Consider the following 18349-nt stretch of genomic DNA (forward strand, 5'->3'; position numbering starts at 1 on the left):
GTCCAGGCCGGCGCCGCCCTGCAGGCGCGCGGCCAGGCCGACGTCGCGTAGCGCTTCCCACATCGCCGCCTCGCTCGCCGCCGGCGCCGCCCAGGCCAGGCACTGCCGCACGCTGTGCTGCCAGGGCCGCACGCCCTGGGCGACATAGGCCAAGGGCTGCAGCGCGGCGCGATAGCCGGCGAAGTCGAGCGCGCGGCCATCGCAGTGCGCGGCGAACTGCGGTGGCGCGACCATGCCGGCCAGCGCGTCCATCAGGCTGCTCTTGCCGACGCCGGATGGGCCGCTGATCAGGGTCAGCGTGCCCGGTGCGAGGACCAGATCGGTCAAGGCCACCGCGGCCAGCGGCGGCGCCAGGCCGATGCGTTCGATCTGGATCGGCGCCGTCGCTTCTGTCGCCGCACTGGGCTGTGCCGCCACGGTGCCAGGTGGCGTTGGCAGCGTGCCGAGCGCGACGTAGCGCTGCCACAATTCCAGCGCAGGCGCGGCAGAGCGCAGTTGCTGCACGCTCTGCCGGGTCGAGACCAGGTACGGCAGCAGCCGCCCCAGCAGCAGGCCGACGGTGATCAGCGCGCCGCGGTCGATGCCGTGCCACACTCCGGCCAGCAGCATGATCGCGGCGATGGCCGCCACCGCCGCCAGTTCCAGCAACAGGCGGCCGGAGGCGACCAGCGCCTGCTGGCGCGCGTAGCCATAGGCGAGCCGACCGGCGATCGCCTCGTAGGCTTCCTGCTCGCGCGCCTCGCGGGCGAACGAGCGCACGTGGCGCAGGCGCCGCGGGAAATCCTCGCTGAGCCAGAACAGCCAGGTCATGTCGGCGACGTACTCGCGGCTGACCCGAGCCTGTTCGTGGCCGGCGATGCGGAAGGCGAGCAGGCCCAGCGCCAGCAGCGGCGGCAGTGCCAGCACCAGCATGGGCGAGACCAGGAACGCCGCGGCCAGGCTCACCGCCGCGGTGATCGCCGCCACCAGCAGTTGCAGCAGCGCGCTGAAGCCCTGCACCACGATCTCGACGTTGTAGGTGAGCAGGTTGGCGATTTCCGCCGAGCTGGCGTCGGCCAGGGTCGGCAGCGGCGCCTGCAGCAGGCGCGCATGCACCTGCCGGCGCAGGTCCAGCGCGTGGCGGCTGGCCAGGTCCGCGGCCAGTCGTGTGCCCCACCAACGCAGCAGGGCGAAGCCGCTGCTGGCGGCAACGAACAGCAGGGTCTGCGCGAGGAAGCCGGTCGGCAACGGCAAGGGGTGGCCGGCCAGGGTCAGCACGTGGCCGGGTTGCACCAGCGGCACCAGCGCGACCGCGGCCAGCGCGCCGGCCAGCGCGCCGAGCAGCGACAGCAGCACGTACCCGGCAATGCGCAGGCGTTCGCCGCGGCCGAGCACGGCGACGAAGGCGCGCAGCAAGTGCGATACCGGTTCCGGACGTGTGCTCATCGGTGGGTGTCCTTGGGGCGGACCATCGACGCGGTGCGCCATCCGCACTTCCCTGCGTCGGCGATGCGCGTCGCCGGCACCGTCACGTTTTGCACGGGATGGGGTTCAGCCGACATACGTGTAGAAATGACTCACAGAATCCGATTTCTTTCGTAAAAACATGAGGTTGCCGGATAAAACGGCGCTTCAACCGACTAATCCAAGATCACCCCCTTCCTGCCCGGCGCTTCGTCGGCAACAGCCGGATCAGGTTTCGGTTGCGCCAGCAGCTGCAGAGCCTGTCCGCCCAGTACCGTTTGCATGGACAAGTACCTATGATCCGAGTCATCCGCCCCATCGACAAAGGAACCCCATCGCTGTGACAGTGACCGTCATTTCGGCCAGTTCCGTCCACGCCCAGCCTCTCGCTGACATCTACAACTACTACATCGCCAACACCCGCATCACGTTCGAGATGGATCCTGTCACATCGGTCGAGATGGTCAAGCGTATCGCAGACGTCCAGAGCATTGGTCTGCCTTGGCTCGTGGCGCTGGAAGGCGATCAGGTCGTTGGATACGCCTACGCCACTCAGTGGCGAGCAAGAAAGGCCTACCAGAGTTCGGTGGAGTCCACGGTCTACCTGGCGGATGGGCATCGCGGCCGCGGGTTGGGGACAGCCCTGTATGGAAAACTGATCGAGGAACTGCGGGGCCTAGAGCTACATGCGATCATTGGCGGCGTCGCTCAACCGAACGACGCAAGCGCCCGGCTGCATGAGGCGCTGGGATTCAAGAAGGTCGCGCACTTCGAGCAGGTTGGCTACAAGCTCGGCCAATGGGTTGATGTCGCGTACTGGCAACTGCTTCTTCCAGTCAGCTCCCGCGAGGAAGATTGATGACTTCTTGTATCCAAACCGCCAGTGCGGAGCCGGTTTGGTTGACGCGAAGGCTATCCCGGCTGCCTCTCCTCAAGCGGGTCACCTTGCCAGCAACAGGCCAAGACTGGAAATTATGAGAAAAATCATAATTATGGTTTTCCCCATAACCGACCATAAAGCCGAGCAGTAGCCCCTGGTGGCTGCCATCTGGCGCCAGCACCATTGGCGGCAATGCTCAAGCGAGGATAGGCATCGAGGCGTAGGGCTAAGTCGCACTAGGACGATAACGCTCTGCTCTCAGGTGCACACTCAAGCTCCCATGCTTGATGGCTGTCAAACCTGAGCTATGATGGTCGACATGAAGCACCAGCCTCCTCTCGACTATCGAATACCGGCGTGATCGCGTTGATTGATCACGCCCCTGTTGCTCATGATGGTCAGAGCGCCGGCCTTATACCCCGGTGAGAGCACGCGCCAGATAAGCGCGTACACGTCGGTTCGATTCCGACCAGGGGCACCACACCACCTTCAGCGACGGAAGAACGCTTCCACTTGCGCGCCATGACAGCGCTTGTATTTGCTGCCGCTGCCACACAGGCATGGCGTATGCTCGCGCAGTCCTGCAGCGAGTGACTGGCCCAGAAAATCCCTCGCTTGCAGAAGTGGCTGGATCTCATCGGCGGGAACACTGATGTGACCATACTGGGATGCTCGCTCGCCACGGTTCATGACTCGAACGATTGCTTCGGACATCTGGATGAAATGCCTGATCAACAGATCGTCTCGTAGCGGCATGCGGACGTTGTCGATGGCCAATCCCTCATAGCGTCTGCGTGGATCGGGCACGAAAAGAATGCGTGTCTCACCTTCGGGCTTTGGCGTGATGTCGACCATTTCCCCAGCCGGGCTGACCCACACGGCATGGAACTCCGCCTCCACCAGCACGTGCGGCCACTCCCACAGCTGCCAACCGCACAGCATCTGGCCACCGTCCCGGGCGATCTTGGCTTGCACGTTCGGAAAGCACTCATGGACGATCGCATCGGCTTCCGGCTGAACACTAAGATAGACCGGCTCCGCGCCGCGCACGACCGAGTCGGTCAAGCGTCGCACCGCACGGGTGATTTCCGGTGGTGTCGTCGTTATTACGCTCATAGCAAAGCTCCTTGCGATCGTTGCGCCTGATGTTCTCTGACGTAGGCTACGCCGCCGGCGTCTCTTCCGATGAGATCCTCTTGGAGTCTTTGCCGCCAGCACTGGCCGGCTGTAGCTGGGCCAAAAGCGGCTCCAGGGTGCTCAGACGCACCGTGGCGCGCAGCGTGTCCGCCTCTGCGTGCTCGCGTCGTTCGCGCTCCTGAGTCAGATCGGCCCGGGCTTGGGCGAGCTCTTGTCGGATCGCCTCCAAATTCTGAGTGTCTTGACCCCAGCGCACCTGCAGTGCCTGGTATTCGACGGCTATTAGGCGCAGCGTGTCGAGCTCATGCTGTTGAGTCTCAACGGTCTGGCACACCTGTGCCAACTCCCTTTCCAGCCGGGTGTGACGCTCCAGCCACTGGCCGTTTTCCCGGTTGAGCTGCACCAGGTCGTGGTTCTTGGTGGTCAGCGCTTCGTTGGCCTGCCGCAGGGCGACCTGCAGTTCCTGCACTTGGTGCTCGTGCCGGCGCTGCTCCTGCTCGCGTTGGTCTTTGACCGAGGTGCGGTAATGCTCAAGAGCCTCCCTGGCATGCTCGTGCTTCTGCTCCAGTGAGCGCGCGTGGCTTTCGTGCTCAGCCAGCCGCGCCGTGAGGCCCGAAATGCGCTCCTCCAACTGAGCCACTTCGGTGGTGCGGCCGGCCAGGTCGCGTCTGGCTGTTTCACACGCCTGGAGTTCTGCGTGCAGCGCCGTCTCGGTGCGCTGAAGCTGCGCCCTGAGGTCACCGGCCTCTTGTCGGGCCTGTTCAAGGGCTTGGGTACGGTCGTGCAGCTCGGCTTGGAACCGCTCTTGCGCTTGGGCGACCACCGCTTCGGCCTCAGCATGCAGCCGCTCGGCAAGACGGGCGACGAGATCCTGCAGGGCGTCGCTGACGGCGATCTTGGCACCTACGCCTTGCCCTTCCTCTTCTTCCAGCTCCCTCAGGTAGCGGTGGATGGTGGTCTTGGAGCCTGTATTGCCCAGTGCCACGCGTACGGCGTCCACCGAAGGGTGCTTGCCCTCGCTCCGGAGGCTGTCCCGAGCACGTTGCACATCACTTTTGTACAGTCCAGACCGTGCCATGCGCCGTTCCAGTTTATTTCGTAACGTATTACATACCATGTAATTACGTACTAAACAACCCCTCAACCAGGGCGACAGTGGGCCGTGAATTCGCACGGGATAATGTGGAATTATCCCGCGTAAAGGGCCTCCTGATCCTTCCCGACTCCAAAAGTAGTACGAAGGCGCCATGGGTGGGCGATCGCTGGGTAATATGGCTCAGAGCGGAAAGGAGGCCGGCCGAGAGCGCGGGCACGCTCCGCCACTGAGCTTATTTGGCCATCAAGGGCAAGGGACTGTGCATGCCGATCGAACGTATCGTCATCGACAACTTCAAGTCTTTCCGCCACCTAGACTTGCCGCTCAATTCCCACATGAACTTGGTGGTGGGCGACAACGAGGTCGGCAAGTCCACCCTGCTGGAGGCCATCCACGCGGTGGTCACCGGACAGCTGCATGGGCGCAACCTCGCCTACGAGCTCACGCCGTATCTGTTCCACCAACCTACGGTGAATGAGTACTTGGCGGCGCTTCAGGCAGGCACGCCGGCATCACCGCCGCGGATCGCCATCGAAGCCTACCTAGGCAGCGACGCGGCGCTGGCGTCGCTGCGGGGCACCAACAATTCGCTAGGCTTCGATACCGCCGGCATCCGCTTGCTGGTCGAACTCAACGACGACTATCGTGAGGAGTTCAACGCCTACCTGCAGCAACACCAAGGCGTGGTCAGCTTACCGGTAGAGTACTACACGGTGAGCTGGTACTCCTTCGCCCACAATGGCGTCACCGCACGCAGTATTCCGTTCGATTCGACCATCATCGACACGCACGGTATCAAGACCTTGTCCGGCGCCGATCGCTATATCGCCGGCATCATCGAGCAGGCACTGACGCCTGCGCAACGCGTCTCGCTGTCGCTGAGCTTCCGCCGCATGCGCCAGAGCTTCTCCGAAGAAGCGGATGTGGCCGCCATCAATGCCTATCTGACCGAGCACACCGGGGACATCAGTCACCGGACACTGACGGTCGGCGTGGACACATCGCCGCGCTCAACGTGGGAAACCAGCCTGTCGCCGTATCTGGATGAGCTCCCCTTTACCCAGGCCGGCAAGGGCGAACAAAGCGCGGTGAAGATGAAGCTGGCGATGCACGCTGCGGGCGCGGCGCACGTGCTGCTGATCGAGGAGCCGGAGAACCATTTGTCGTTCTCCAGCATGACCCAGCTGATCGACAAGATCGCGGCCCTCTCCTCAACGCAGCAGGTCGTCATCGCCACCCACAGCAGCTTCGTGCTGAACAAGCTGGGTGTGGACAACGTGATCCTGTTCAGTGCGCAGGGCCAGATGAAGCTGGACCAGCTGCCATCCGATACGCACGACTATTTCATGAAGCTGCCCGGTCACGACACACTGCGGCTGATCCTGGCCAAACAGGCGATTCTGGTGGAAGGCCCTTCCGATGAACTGATCGTGCAGCGTGCCTACCGCGATCACCACGGCGTGGCGCCACTGGCCCGCGGCGTGGACATCATCTCGGTCAAGTCGTTGGCGTTTAAACGCTTCTTGCAGATTGCAGAGCGTCTGCACATTCAAGCCAAAGTGATCACCGATAACGATGGCGATATCGCTGTTGTGCAAGAACGCTACGCCGACTATCCCAACGCCATCTACTACGATTCCGACGAGAGCGCTCCATCGCTGGAAGAGCAGCTGATCAGAGCCAATTCTCTGGCCTTGCTCAACACCGTACTGGGCAAGTCATTCGCCGATGAGGTGGCGTTGCTCAAGTACATGAAAGGCCATAAAACCGACACGGCCCTGGCGATCTTCAACAGCCCGCATTCGATCAGGTTCCCGGACTATGTCCAGCGTGCCATCACCTAACCGGGTACTCCTCTCCGCGGCCGGCTCTGGCAAGACCACCTTGCTGGTCCGGCAGGCCTTGGAGCGACCGCTGCGCCGCATCGCCATCGTCACCTACACGCTGGAGAACCTTGAAGAGATCCGGCGTTCGTTCGAGATGCACGCCGGTGCGGTTCCCCCGAATGTCACGTTGCACAGCTGGTATGGATTTCTGCTGCGCGAGTGCATCCGCCCGTACCAGGCTGCGCTTTGCCCTCAGCCTCGGATCGAGACGATCCTGTTCGTCGACGGGCGCACCGACAACCGCGCCCCACGCTCACAAGTCGCGCGACACTATCTGGCCGGCAACCGAATGTACTCCGATCGGGCGGCCGACTTTGCTGTGCGCTGTGATGAGCTGACCCAGGGCCAGGTTATGGCGCGCCTGGCGGACATGTACGACGAGTTGTACATCGACGAAGTCCAGGACCTCGCCGGCTACGACCTGGACCTGGTCGAGCGGCTGTTGAAGAGCGATATCGCCATCACCTTGGTAGGCGATACACGCCAGGCGACCTACGCGACCAACTACGCATCAAGGCACAGCCAGTATCGCGGGCCAAATCTGGCAGCCTTGTTCCAGGTTTGGGAGTCGGACGGCTTATGCCAGCTCGATCACCGCCTCATCAGCCTGCGCTGCGTTCAGGCCCTCTGCGATTTGGCCGATGCGCTCTATCCGCAGATGCCACGGACCAAGTCAAGCAATGGCGAGGTCACGGGGCACGATGGCATCTATCTCGTCGCTCCCGGGCAGGTCGCTGCGTATATGCAGGAATTTGCTCCAACCGTGCTTCGGTATGACCGGCGGCAGGCGTGCGACGGACTGCTTGCGGTGAACTTCGGCCAGTCCAAGGGCCGCACGTATAGCCGGGTCCTGATCTTCCCCAACGGGCCGTTGACGCAGTACCTGCGCACGGCAGATGCGTCACGCATCACCGCACCACCAAAATACTATGTGGCCTTCACCCGGGCGCGGCAAAGCGTGGCGTTTGTCTATGCCGGCGCGTGCGCGCTGCCGGGTCATCAGCTCTACGCGCCTAGCAGCGCAAACGCATAAGCAGCGCTCACATTTTTCTCAACGGGCGTCGATAAGGGGCGCCGGCCCTGGATCTTCGAGGCCAGGCATGACCTGATCGACGCCGAATTGCCCTCTATTCTTGCATCCTACAAGGATATTTGTAGAATGGACGAATGAAAGATGAGTCCGCCGTCTCAGCGCTCGCCGCCCTCGCACACTCCGACCGCCTGGCCGCGTTCCGGATGCTCGTTCGCGCCGGTCCCAATGGCATGCCATCGGGCGAAATCGCCGAAGCGCTTGCGATTCCGCCAACGCGCATGAGCTTCCACCTTGCGACCCTGGAGCGCGCGAGCCTGCTGCGCTCCTGGCGCGACGGGCGGCGTGTCCTGTACGCCGCGAGCTACGAGGACATGCGCCAGCTTCTTGCGTTTCTCACAGAGGATTGCTGCTCCGGAAATCCGGAGATCTGCGGCTCTCTCTTCAATTCCATCACTCCTTGCACTGCGGAGACCTGCGCATGAGCCTGCCTCAGCCTTTCAATGTCCTGTTCCTGTGCACCGGCAATTCCGCCCGGTCAATCCTCGCCGAGAGCGTCCTCCGCAAGATCGGCGATGGCCGCTTCAATGCGTTCTCTGCCGGCAGCCATCCCAAGGGGGAGGTCCACCCGCTGGCGATCGAGACGCTGCGTCAGGCTGACTACCCAGTCGAGGGCCTGCGCTCCAAGGCATGGGACGAGTTCGCCGTGCCGGATGCCCCGCGTATGGATTTCGTGTTCACCGTCTGCGACCAGGCGGCCGGCGAGGCCTGCCCGTTGTGGCCAGGACAGCCGGTCACCGGGCACTGGGGCATAGAGGACCCTAGCCACGAAACGCGCGGGGACATGTGGCAGCGCGCCGCATTCCGGCAGGCGCTGGTGTACATGGAGAACCGCATCAAGGCGTTCGTCGCGCTACCGATCCACACGCTGTCGCGAGCGACCTTGACGGCGCAGGTAGGCGAAATCGGCCAGTTCGAGGGCACCACGTCGCCTCGACCCGACGTGGCTTGAGGAAATCATCATGGCATTGACGATCTACCATAACCCTGCCTGCGGCACGTCCCGAAATACCCTGGAAATGATGCGCCAGTCCGGCGAAGATCCTGAGGTCATCGAGTACCTGCAGACGCCGCCGGCGCGCGAAAAGCTGATCGAGCTGATCGCCGCGATGGGCATCGCGCCTCGCGCTCTCTTGCGCCAGAAGGGAACGCCCTACGTGGAGCTGGGCTTGGACAATCCCGCGCTCACGGACGAGCAGCTGGTGGACGCGATGATGGCGTACCCCATCCTCATCAACCGTCCCATCGTCGTTTCCGACCGGGGCGTGGCGCTGTGCCGGCCATCGGAGAAGGTGCTTGCGCTGCTGGACAGCCCAGTCGCCTCCTTCACCAAGGAAGACGGCGAGACCGTGACGACAGGCGGAGCATCAACGTGATCGATCGCATTGCCATGGATCTACCGAGCATCGACCTGACGCAACTCACGCCGATCGACGTCGACGCACTGGCGGCGCCCGGCGATCCAAGACACCCGCCCCGCATCCTCATCCTCTACGGCTCGCTGCGGGAGCGCTCCTATTCGCGGTTGCTGGCCGAAGAAGCTGGAAGGCTGCTGCGCTGGTACGGCTGCGACGTGCGGATCTTCGATCCGCACGACTTGCCGCTGCCCGACGGGGCCGCTCCAGATCATCCGAAGGTGAGCGAGCTGCGCGAACTGGCCTATTGGTCGGAAGGCATGGTCTGGGTCAGCCCGGAGCGCCACGGCGCCATGACCGGGATCATGAAGGCGCAGATCGACTGGATACCTCTGGCCGATGGTGCCAAGCGCCCGACGCAAGGCAAGACCCTGGCGGTGATGCAGGTCTCCGGCGGCTCGCAAAGCTTCAACGCGGTGAACCAGCTGCGCGTGCTCGGCCGGTGGATGCGCATGGTCACGATCCCGAATCAATCGTCCGTGGCCAAGGCGTTCCAGGAATTCGATGAGGCGGGACGCATGAAGCCGTCGGCCTACTACCAGCGGGTCGCCGACGTCTGCGAGGAGCTGGTGAAATTCACGTGGCTCGTGCGTGGCCGCTCGGCGCACCTGACCGATCGCTATTCCGAGCGCGTCGAGAACGCCGAAGAACTGTCCAAGCGCGTGAATCAGCGCTCCATCTAACCCCTGCCGGAGCGCTGCATGCTTGCCCTCGCGATCTTCATCGTCACCCTTGTGTTCGTCAGCTGGCAGCCGCGCGGACTCGGCATAGGCTGGTCGGCAATGGCCGGCGCCGCGGTGGCTCTGGCCACCGGCGTTGTCGGGTGGAACGATGTTGGCACGGTCTGGGGGATCGTCTGGGATGCGACCTTCACCTTCGTCGCACTCATCATCATCTCGCTCATCCTGGACGCGGCCGGCTTCTTCGCATGGGCGGCCCTGCATGTGGCCCGCTGGGGCGGCGGCAATGGTCGAAAGCTCTTTCCGCTGATCGTCCTGCTGGGCGCATCGATCGCTGCAGTGTTCGCCAACGACGGCGCGGCCCTTCTGCTGACGCCGATCGTCCTGGCCATCCTGCTGCGCTTGAATTTCCCGCCCGCTGGAGCGCTGGCGTTTACTGTGGCCTGCGGCTTCATCGCTGACACGGCAAGCCTGCCGCTCGTGGTCTCCAATCTGGTCAACATCGTCACAGCGAACTTCTTTGACGTGTCGTTCGGGCGCTACGCAGCGGTCATGGTGCCGGTGAACCTGGTGTCGGTCGGAGCGACGCTGATTGTCCTGTGGCTTTGGTTTCGGCACGACATTCCCCGCGCCTATCCTGTCGAGGATCTCGAAGCGCCGCGCCAAGTGATCCGCGACACGGCGGTCTTCCGCGCCGCCTTGCCCCTTCTCGCATTGCTGCTCGTTGCGTACTTTGTGACCGGACCGCTAGGCGTGCCCATCGCCTTGGTGACGGGTGCGGCCGCGCTGGTGTTGATGGCGATTGCGGGCCGCTGGGCGACAGGCGGCCGTGGCGCTACCATGGCCTTGACCAAGATCTTGCGCGGCGCGCCCTGGCAGATCGTGCTGTTTTCGGTCGGCATGTATCTGGTGGTCTACGGCCTGGGCAATGCCTGGCTGACCGGCGCGGCGAGCGCTGTCCTGGAGTGGCTGGCGGCGCAGGGGACCTTCGTGGCCACGGTGGGCACTGGCTTCGCGGTGGCCGCGCTTGCCTCGGTCATGAACAACATGCCCGCAACGCTGGTCGGCGCGCTTGCCATCGACGGGGCGCACGTTCCTACCGCCACCCGTGAACTGATGATCTATGCCAACGTCGTGGGCAACGATCTTGGCCCCAAGCTAACCCCGATCGGCTCGCTCGCGACCCTTCTGTGGCTGCACGTTCTTGCCGGCAAGGGTCAGCGGATCACGTGGGGCCAGTACATGAAGGTGGGGCTCATCCTCACGCCCCCCGTCCTGTTGGCCACGCTCATCGCGCTCTGGATCTGGCTGCCGCTCGCGGGTTGACGACGCTGGCATATAGCGCGGCGATCATCTTTTCCCTCAAATGGTGCCCCATAGGCGGCGGTCCCGATGGTTGAATCAAAGCATGTCTGATGGATGTCGAACTGGTCCGCCAGCATTGGAACGATAGCAGCGTGCAACAGGTCCAGGTCGACCGAGGTATGGTGGCAGCAGGCGCACGGACATGCGCTTTGGAAAGGATCAGCAGATCGTCTACGCATGTAAAATTGGTGTGCAGTCGTAAAGCTCACCCCACGGAGACCGGCATGTCCCAGTCACACACCGATGAGTTCTTGCGTGCCGCAACAGATGCACGGATCCGCATTACCGCGGTATCACCCGGCAAAGCGAAGCAGCTAGTGGCTGACGGCGCCGTGCTGCTTGACGTGCGGGAATGGGATGAGTACGAGGCCGGGCACATCGAGGACGCCCAGATCTGCAGCCGTGACCACTTAAAAGATGCGGTTTCTCTCCTTTCACCGGACAAGCCCAGTCCGATCATCTGCTACTGCGGCGGTGGTAACCAAGGCGCACTGGCGGCCGACGCGCTCCAGCAACTGGGCTACGATCAGGTTCGCTCGATAGAGGGTGAACTGAGGCAGTACCGGAAAGCGAACCCGTAACTCATCTCCCAACGCCAATGGCCGATTTGGAGCACTACCTCGAAGCCGCCACCCGTGCGAACACGCACCGCAGTTACGCCTCTGCACTTCGGCATTTCGAGGTTGAATGGGGCGGCCACCTACCGGCGACGCCGGACAGCGTCGCCCGCTACCTGGCCGACCACGCGGGCCAGTTGGCCACCAACACACTCCGACACCGGCTCGCAGCGCTGGCGGGTTGGCACCGCGAACACGGATTCGTGGATCCGACCCGGGCGCCGCTGGTACGCAAGGTGCTCAAGGGCATCCAGACCCTGCATCCGTCGGTGGAGAAGCAGGCAGAACCGCTGCAATTGACTCGATTGGCCCAGGTGGATGGTTGGCTCGCCGGTGCGATCACTGCGGCACAGGAGCGTGGCGATCACGCCGATGCATTACGCCGCCGGCGGGACCGCGCCTTGGTGCTTCTTGGATTCTGGCGCGGCTTCCGCGGGGACGAACTGATCCGCGTGCAGGTCGAGCACCTGCGCCTGGTTACGGGTGAAGGCATGACCTGTTTTCTCCCGCGCAGCAAGGGCGATAGGCGGGCGCAGGGCAATACGTATAAGGTGCCTGCGCTGTCGCGACTGTGCCCGGTGACCGCGACGTGGGAATGGATCGCCGCCGCCGGGCTGAGCGAGGGGCCGCTGTTCCGCGGCATCGACCGTTGGGGCCACATCGCGGACGAGGCGCTGCACCCCAACAGCTTGATCCCCCTGCTGCGTCGGTTGCTGACGTGCGCTGGCCTGCCGGATGCCCAAGAGTACAGCGGCCACTCGTTGCGCCGAGGTTTCGCCGGTTGGGCCAACGCCAATGGATGGGACGTGAAGGCATTGATGGAGTACGTCGGCTGGCGCGACGTGCATTCGGCGATGCGCTACATCGATGGAGGCGATCCATTCGCTCGCCAGCGCATCGAAGCCAGTCTGCCGGGAACGTCCGCGCTGCCAAGGCCTGCAACGACCTGAGGGTGCTGGATGGCATCGATCGAACGAACTGCATACCCGCAATTCAAACGAAATCCGGTCGTCCGCGAGCTGGTTGCGGCCTACACCCCAACCGACGCTGAGGTGGCCTTCGTTGCCGAGCACACCCGGCAGCCTGCGCACCGCCTGACGCTGACGATCCTGCTCAAGACTTTCCAACGGCTGGGGTACTTCCCTTTGCTGGACGAAGTGCCGCCGGCGGTGGTGCGTCACATCCGTGGCGCGTTGAAACTACGCGTGCAGGTCAAGCCAGTGAGTCTTGGCAACGCCTCGCGCTATCGCTACTACCGCCGCATCCGGCAATTCCTGCAGGTCCGGGCATACAGCGACGGCGGGTTGAAGATTACGGCACGCGCGGTATACGAAGCCGCCGCGGTGATGGATAACCCGGCGGATCTGATCAACGTGGCCATCGAACATCTCGTACGCGATCGCGTTGAGCTGCCGGCGTTCTCCACGCTGGATCGCCTGACTCGGCGCATTCGTACGCTGGTTAACGGGCGCTATTTCGCACAGATTCAGGCTCAACTGACCATCGACGAAAAACAGCGCCTTGAAGACATCCTGCAGGTCGAAGAGGGACGCCAGAAGAGCCCACTACATGCGATCAAGCGCCTGCCCAAGCGCTCTTCGTTGCAGCATTTCCAGGAGTTGATCGACCATATCGGCGAACTGGGCGAGTTGGTCGGCAGCGAGTTGCATCTCGCGGGCATCCCTGAGATCAAGCGCAAGCACTTCGCCGCAGAGGCGCGAGCATTGGATGCTTCCGAGCTGCGTAAGTTTCGGCCTGCCAAGCGCTACGCCGTACTGGTGTGCTTGATCCATCGGGCCCGGGTCCAAACGCGCGACGACCTCGCGGAGATGTTCATCAAGCGCATGGGGAACATCCACAACCGGGGGCGTGAGGAACTGGAGCGGCTGAGGGCGCGCTATCGCGAGAAGACCGAAGCGATCGTGGCGACTATGTCGGATGTAGTCCGCGTCCTCGAGCATCATCCAGGCGACACGGAGGCCGGCCGCGAAATCCGCCGCCTGGTCAACGCCCACGGCGGCGTGCAGACTTTGCAGGCTGACTGCAACGCCATTGCGGCGCATAGTGGCGACAACTACTTGCCGCTGCTTTGGCCATTCTACAAAAGTCATCGCGCTACCATCCTACGGATGGTGCGCATGCTGGACTTGGCCTCGACCACAGAGGACCGCTCGCTGATCGACGCGATCGAGCTGATCCTGACCCAGGAACGGACCCGCGGCGATTGGTTGGACGAACCGGTCGACCTGGCGTTCACCACCCAACTCTGGCGCAAGACCATCGTCCATCGCACCGAACAGGGTGAAGAGCGCATCCACCGGCGCCTGTTCGAGGTCTGTGTGTTCTCGTCGCTGGCCAACGAACTGAAATCGGGCGACGTGGCTGTGCGCGGTTCGGAAACCTACGCCGACTACCGCGAACAGTTGCTGCCGTGGGAGCAGTGCGAGCCTATGCTGGAGGATTACTGCAAGCAGGTGGGGCTGCCGGCCACGGCCGTGGGCTTCGTCAACGCGTTGCAATCGCGCCTGATGCAGGTCGCCGAGCTGACCGATCAAGGCTATTTGGAGAATGGCCAAGTCGTCATCGGCGAGGATGGCATCCCGGTGCTCAAGCGCAGCAAGGCCAAGGAGATGAGCAGCGGGGCCCGCGCCCTGGAAACCGCCATCCTAGACCGCATGCCCGAACGCAGCGTCATCGAGATCCTGTGCGATGTGGCTCATTGGACGCGCTGGACCCGGCACTTCGGTCCTCTATCCGGTTCGGACACCAAAATCGAACAACCGACGGAGCGTTATGTCCTCACTGCCTTTACCTACGGATGCAACCTCGGACCGGCCCAGGCTGCCCGGCACCTGCGTGGTGCCGTCTCGGCGCACATGCTGTCGTTCGTCAACCGCCGGCACGTGGATGCCAACAAACTGGCGGCGGCCTGTCGGGACATCATCAACAGCTACGCCGGCCTGCAGCTCCCCAAATGCTGGGGCGATGGCAAGAGCGCGGCCGCCGACGGCACCAAGTACGACCTCTACGACCAGAATCTTCTCGCCTCGTACCACATCCGCTATGGTGGCTACGGCGGCATTGCCTATCATCACGTGTCCGATACGTACGTCGCGCTGTTTAGTCACTTCATTCCGTGCGGTGTCTGGGAAGCGGTCTACATCATTGATGGCCTGCTGAAGAACACCTCCGACATCCAGCCGGACACCGTCCACGCCGACACGCAGGGACAGTCGCTGCCGGTCTTCGGCCTTTCGCATCTTTTAGGCATCCAGCTGATGCCGCGCATCCGCAACTGGCGCGAATACAAGTTCTTCCGCCCCGACGGGGACATTCGCTACGAACACATCGACGCGCTGTTCCGGGACACTGTCGACTGGGATCTGATCGAGACCCACTGGAAAGACCTGATGCAGGTCGTGCTCTCGATCAAGACCGGCAAGATCGCGGCCTCGACGCTGCTACGTAAGCTGGGCAACTACAGCCGCAAGAACCGGCTGTACCAGGCCTTCAAGGCGCTCGGCTCGGCCGTGCGCACGTTGTTCCTGCTGCAGTACATCTCCAACCGCGAGCTGCGCGAGCAGATCACCGCTTCGACCAACAAGGTGGAGGCCTACAACGGCTTCGCGAAGTACTTCTTCTTCGGCGGGGAAGGGGTGATTGCCGACAATGACCCCGTTGAGCAGGAGAAGGCCGTCAAATACAACGACCTGGTCTCGAATGCCGTCATCTTCTACAACGTGGTTGAACAGACCCGGATCATGAAGGCCCTGATGCGGCAGGGGTGGAAGATCACCCGGGAGGACGTGGCTTTCCTCAGCCCGTATGTGACCAGTCATGTGAAGCGGTTCGGGGACTACCTAATTGACGTGGAGGCAATCCCAGAACCGTACGAGATTGAACTGGCGTTGGTAGCGTAGCTTTGTTGCGCAAAAAAATCAGCTAACTCACTGATGCAACGAACTAAATCTAATCTTGTGAGCCATTTTTACACGTATGTCGGCTGAACCCCGGGATCAGTCCAACAGTGTCTGCAGCGCATCGACCGAGGCCTCCGGATGCGTGCCGCGCTGCAGTTCGTACACGCCCAGCCGCTGCAACTGGCGCGCGAACAACGGCCAGTGCGGCTGGCCCGCGGCGTAGGGCTGGTCCGCGGCCAGGCGTGCCGCCACGTCCGCATCGGGCATCGGCTGCAGCAGCCGCTGCGGATCGGCGGCCATGGTGGACGAGACGAACACGGCCGCCGCTAGCCGCAACGGCGCCTGTGCCAGGCGCCCCTCGCCCTGGCGGATGTCCACCTCGTGCTTCAGCGCGCCGCTGCGGCGGCGGATCATCGGCGCCGCGGCGATCCAGGCGCGGGTCTGCGGATCGAGCAGGTGCAACAGTTCCGGCCGCAGATGCAGGAAGTTGCCGATGCCGGTGGCGAGCAGGTAGTGCGGGGCGACGAACAGCGCGTCCTCGGCAAGGAACTCCAGCCCACGCAGCAGGCTGTGCAGCGCCAGGGTCGACTTGCCGGCGCCGCTGCCGCCGAGCAGCAGCACGCCGCTGCCGTCGCGGCCGACGCAGGCGCCGTGCAGCGGCACCAGGCGCATGCCGTGCGCGGCAAGCACGAACACGGCGAACTCGATCAGTTCGTAACGCACGTGGTAGGCGTGCGCGAGCATGTCCTCGGACACCACCACCAGCGCCCTGCGCTGCTCGGGCACCAGCACGACGTAGTTGTGCGCATCGATCACCCCGCTCAATACACCCGCGCCGGAATGGGTCTGCACCGGCGGCGGCTCCATTGCCAGTGCGTAGGGCGCGTCGCCACGGTCCACCAGGGTCAGTTCGATGCGGAACGCGGCGCTCTCCGGCAGACGATGCGCCGGCACCGCGCCGAATGCCGCTTCCACCAAGGCCAGCAGCGACGGACTGTTGCTCTCGAAGTGGAAGCGTCCACCGAGCAGTTGTTTGCTGAGGGTGTGGGGGCGCCGCAGCTGGGTGTGGAACGGATCGCAGGCACCGCCCGCAGCGACGACTGGCGTGGCGTGGTCGCTTGTTGCCACGTCCAGAACACGCACGGTCGATCGCTGCATCGGAGAAGAGTCGCTTGGGTGGATGCAGCGTGGGTGCGCCTGCCGCGGCCAAAGGTTGCGCGGGGTCATGCCGGTGTTTCGCGCAACCAAACGGCGCAGCCACGGCACCTACCGCCACGGCCACCTGCGCGCGGCCATCGCTGCATGCGCCCCTCCCCCGCGGCGCCGAACGAGACCTTTCGCCGATGCTCAAGATCCAGGTCAGCCACTCCTACTTCCTGCGCTACGACCCCAAGCAATGGGAACGCGGCAAGCCGTACCCGCCGCTGGCCACGCTGCAGGTGGCGGCACTGCTGCGTCAGCACGGACACCAGGTGACGCTGTTCGACGCGATGCTGGCCGAGGGCGTGGAGGACTACGACCACGCCGTCCGCACGCAGTGGCCGGACCTGGTGGTGTTCTACGAGGACAACTTCAACTTCCTCACCAAGATGTGCCTGAGCCGGATGCGCGAGGCCGCGTGCCGGATGATCGCCGAGGCGCGCGCCGGCGGCAGCCGGGTACTCGTCGCCGGCTCCGACGCCTCGGACCATCCGGAGGCGTTCCTTGCGGCCGGTGCCGACGCGGTGCTGATCGGCGAAGGCATCGCGGCCTTGCTGGACCTGGTGGCGCGGCTGCAGGCGGAACCGGACATCGACCCGGCGCGCTGGGTGGCCGGCCTCGCCGAGGTGGCCAGCGCGGTGCTGCCGCAACTCAAGCGCGCGCAGATCGGCGCGCGGCCGCCGGATCCGCGGCTGTCGGTGACGGCGGCCTGGGACCTGCTGGATATCCCGCGCTACCGCGCGTTCTGGCAGCAGCGACACGGCCATTTCAGCCTGAACATGGCCGCCTCGCGCGGCTGCCCGTTCCGCTGCAACTGGTGCGCCAAGCCGATCTGGGGCAATCACTACAAGCGCCGCGAGGCGCAGGACGTGGCCGCGGAGATGACCCAGCTCAAGCGCAGCTTCGCGCCCGACCATGTGTGGATGGCCGACGACATCTTCGGCTTCCACGTGGACTGGGTGGAGGACTTCGCCGATGCGCTGGCCGCCGCCGATGGCGCGGTGCCCTTCACCATCCAGACCCGTGCCGACCTGTGCAGCGAGCGCATGACCGCCGCCCTGGCGCGGGCCGGCTGCCGCGAGGCCTGGATCGGCGCGGAGAGCGGCAGCCAGCGCATCCTCGACAAGATGACCAAGGGCACCGACGTGGACGGCGTGATCGCCGCGCGCCAGCGGCTGGGCGCGCAGGGCATCCGCGTCGGCTTCTTCCTGCAGCTGGGCTACCTGGACGAGCAACTCGACGACATCCTCGCCACGCGTCGGCTCGTGGCGCAGGCGCGCCCGGACGACATCGGCGTCAGCGTGTCCTATCCCCTGCCCGGCACCGTGTTCTACCAGCAGGTCAAGGACCAGCTCGGGCGCAAGACCCATTGGCAGGACAGCGACGACCTGGCGATGATGTTCCGTGGCGCCTACGACTCGGCGTTCTACCGGCAGGTACGCGATCTGCTGCACCGGCAGGTGGACCTGCAATGTCGCGAGGATGCGCGCCCGGCACCGACGCAGGCGCAGGACTGGGCGGCGCTGGACGCCGACTGGGCAGCGCTGATCGCGCGCGAAGCCGAGCATCGGACCGACGCGCCGCCAGCGCCGGCGGCCAAGGCGGTCGCCGCCGGCGGCA

At 64.1% G+C, this 18349-nt stretch carries 16 protein-coding genes, 1 tRNA gene and 1 pseudogene; 13 read left to right on the forward strand and 5 right to left on the reverse strand.

Annotation, left to right across the window (positions count from 1 at the left end; translation table 11 throughout):
* Window positions 1-1425 (reverse strand): ABC transporter transmembrane domain-containing protein (locus D183_RS23905; protein ID WP_017907762.1); only part of this gene is annotated, 1425 nt, incomplete at its 3' end.
* 358 nt (window positions 1426-1783) lie between these two features.
* Here D183_RS23905 and D183_RS0103440 point away from each other — a divergent pair.
* The gene (locus D183_RS0103440) at window positions 1784-2302 is read left to right on the forward strand and encodes an arsinothricin resistance N-acetyltransferase ArsN1 family B (protein WP_017907763.1); all 519 of its coding nucleotides are present in this window, start codon (window positions 1784-1786) and stop codon (window positions 2300-2302) included.
* Here the strand turns inward: D183_RS0103440 and D183_RS27305 are convergent.
* Complete coding sequence (locus D183_RS27305; protein ID WP_157835166.1) at window positions 2280-2507, reverse strand: hypothetical protein; 228 nt, start codon at window positions 2505-2507, stop codon at window positions 2280-2282. The genes D183_RS0103440 and D183_RS27305 overlap by 23 nt on opposite strands.
* Window positions 2508-2701: 194 nt before the next feature.
* Here D183_RS27305 and D183_RS0103445 point away from each other — a divergent pair.
* Window positions 2702-2804, forward strand: a tRNA-Ile gene (locus D183_RS0103445).
* Between the two features lie 8 nt (window positions 2805-2812).
* Here the strand turns inward: D183_RS0103445 and D183_RS23910 are convergent.
* Window positions 2813-3439, reverse strand: coding sequence for an SEC-C domain-containing protein (locus D183_RS23910; protein WP_026144151.1), 627 nt, complete (start codon window positions 3437-3439; stop codon window positions 2813-2815).
* A 46-nt stretch (window positions 3440-3485) separates the two neighbouring features.
* Window positions 3486-4538 carry a DNA-binding protein gene (locus tag D183_RS0103455; protein WP_026144152.1) on the reverse strand — a complete coding sequence of 351 codons (1053 nt, stop codon included), beginning with the start codon at window positions 4536-4538 and terminating at the stop codon, window positions 3486-3488.
* Between the two features lie 281 nt (window positions 4539-4819).
* Between D183_RS0103455 and D183_RS0103460 the strand changes: the two genes are divergently transcribed.
* The 10 genes and pseudogenes from D183_RS0103460 (at window position 4820) to D183_RS0103505 (ending at window position 15529) form a co-directional block, all read left to right on the forward strand.
* Window positions 4820-6400: an ATP-dependent nuclease gene (locus tag D183_RS0103460; RefSeq protein WP_026144153.1), complete on the forward strand. Its 1581-nt coding sequence runs from the start codon at window positions 4820-4822 to the stop codon at window positions 6398-6400.
* Window positions 6378-7475, forward strand: a complete 1098-nt coding sequence (locus D183_RS0103465) for a UvrD-helicase domain-containing protein (RefSeq protein ID WP_017907768.1) — start codon at window positions 6378-6380, stop codon at window positions 7473-7475. The genes D183_RS0103460 and D183_RS0103465 overlap by 23 nt, the downstream gene beginning before the upstream one ends.
* Window positions 7476-7609: 134 nt before the next feature.
* On the forward strand, window positions 7610-7957 hold the full coding sequence (locus tag D183_RS0103470) for an ArsR/SmtB family transcription factor (protein WP_017907769.1): 348 nt from the start codon (window positions 7610-7612) through the stop codon (window positions 7955-7957).
* Complete coding sequence (locus tag D183_RS0103475; protein ID WP_017907770.1) at window positions 7954-8484, forward strand: arsenate reductase ArsC; 531 nt, start codon at window positions 7954-7956, stop codon at window positions 8482-8484. The genes D183_RS0103470 and D183_RS0103475 overlap by 4 nt, the downstream gene beginning before the upstream one ends.
* 10 nt (window positions 8485-8494) lie before the next feature.
* Window positions 8495-8908, forward strand: a complete 414-nt coding sequence (gene arsC / locus D183_RS0103480; protein WP_026144154.1) for an arsenate reductase (glutaredoxin) — start codon at window positions 8495-8497, stop codon at window positions 8906-8908.
* Window positions 8905-9630 carry an arsenical resistance protein ArsH gene (gene arsH / locus D183_RS0103485; protein WP_026144155.1) on the forward strand — a complete coding sequence of 242 codons (726 nt, stop codon included), beginning with the start codon at window positions 8905-8907 and terminating at the stop codon, window positions 9628-9630. Before arsC ends, arsH begins: the two co-directional genes overlap by 4 nt.
* Window positions 9631-9648: 18 nt before the next feature.
* The gene (locus tag D183_RS0103490; protein ID WP_017907773.1) at window positions 9649-10953 is read left to right on the forward strand and encodes an arsenic transporter; all 1305 of its coding nucleotides are present in this window, start codon (window positions 9649-9651) and stop codon (window positions 10951-10953) included.
* Between the two features lie 263 nt (window positions 10954-11216).
* Window positions 11217-11573 (forward strand): rhodanese-like domain-containing protein, encoded by a 357-nt coding sequence (locus tag D183_RS0103495; protein ID WP_026144156.1) that lies wholly within the window; start codon window positions 11217-11219, stop codon window positions 11571-11573.
* 17 nt (window positions 11574-11590) lie between these two features.
* Window positions 11591-12547: pseudogene (locus D183_RS0103500) on the forward strand (site-specific integrase); the annotation flags it as partial.
* Window positions 12548-12568: 21 nt separating this feature from the next.
* The gene (locus D183_RS0103505; protein WP_026144157.1) at window positions 12569-15529 is read left to right on the forward strand and encodes a Tn3-like element TnXo19 family transposase; all 2961 of its coding nucleotides are present in this window, start codon (window positions 12569-12571) and stop codon (window positions 15527-15529) included.
* A 96-nt stretch (window positions 15530-15625) separates the two neighbouring features.
* On the opposite strand, the gene D183_RS27710 is transcribed toward D183_RS0103505, so the two are convergent.
* Window positions 15626-16687, reverse strand: a complete 1062-nt coding sequence (locus tag D183_RS27710; RefSeq protein WP_017907777.1) for an Hpr(Ser) kinase/phosphatase — start codon at window positions 16685-16687, stop codon at window positions 15626-15628.
* A 185-nt stretch (window positions 16688-16872) separates the two neighbouring features.
* Between D183_RS27710 and D183_RS0103515 the strand changes: the two genes are divergently transcribed.
* On the forward strand, window positions 16873-18349 hold a 1477-nt coding region (locus D183_RS0103515), incomplete at its 3' end, for a B12-binding domain-containing radical SAM protein (protein ID WP_017907778.1).

The organism is Xanthomonas sp. SHU 199, from assembly GCF_000364665.1.
Taxonomy (GTDB): domain Bacteria; phylum Pseudomonadota; class Gammaproteobacteria; order Xanthomonadales; family Xanthomonadaceae; genus Xanthomonas_A; species Xanthomonas_A sontii.

Bases quoted from the DNA above. Each gene is read 5' to 3' on its own strand.
- arsC (WP_026144154.1), top strand. From the start codon at position 8,495: ATGGCATTGACGATCTACCATAACCCTGCCTGCGGCACGTCCCGAAAT.
- D183_RS0103505 (WP_026144157.1), top strand. From the start codon at position 12,569: ATGGCATCGATCGAACGAACTGCATACCCGCAATTCAAACGAAATCCG.
- D183_RS0103465 (WP_017907768.1), top strand. From the start codon at position 6,378: ATGTCCAGCGTGCCATCACCTAACCGGGTACTCCTCTCCGCGGCCGGC.
- D183_RS23910 (WP_026144151.1), bottom strand. From the start codon at position 3,439: ATGAGCGTAATAACGACGACACCACCGGAAATCACCCGTGCGGTGCGA.
- D183_RS0103475 (WP_017907770.1), top strand. From the start codon at position 7,954: ATGAGCCTGCCTCAGCCTTTCAATGTCCTGTTCCTGTGCACCGGCAAT.
- D183_RS27710 (WP_017907777.1), bottom strand. From the start codon at position 16,687: ATGCAGCGATCGACCGTGCGTGTTCTGGACGTGGCAACAAGCGACCAC.
- D183_RS27305 (WP_157835166.1), bottom strand. From the start codon at position 2,507: ATGGTGCTGGCGCCAGATGGCAGCCACCAGGGGCTACTGCTCGGCTTT.
- D183_RS0103470 (WP_017907769.1), top strand. From the start codon at position 7,610: ATGAAAGATGAGTCCGCCGTCTCAGCGCTCGCCGCCCTCGCACACTCC.
- D183_RS0103495 (WP_026144156.1), top strand. From the start codon at position 11,217: ATGTCCCAGTCACACACCGATGAGTTCTTGCGTGCCGCAACAGATGCA.
- D183_RS0103490 (WP_017907773.1), top strand. From the start codon at position 9,649: ATGCTTGCCCTCGCGATCTTCATCGTCACCCTTGTGTTCGTCAGCTGG.
- D183_RS0103455 (WP_026144152.1), bottom strand. From the start codon at position 4,538: ATGGCACGGTCTGGACTGTACAAAAGTGATGTGCAACGTGCTCGGGAC.
- D183_RS0103460 (WP_026144153.1), top strand. From the start codon at position 4,820: ATGCCGATCGAACGTATCGTCATCGACAACTTCAAGTCTTTCCGCCAC.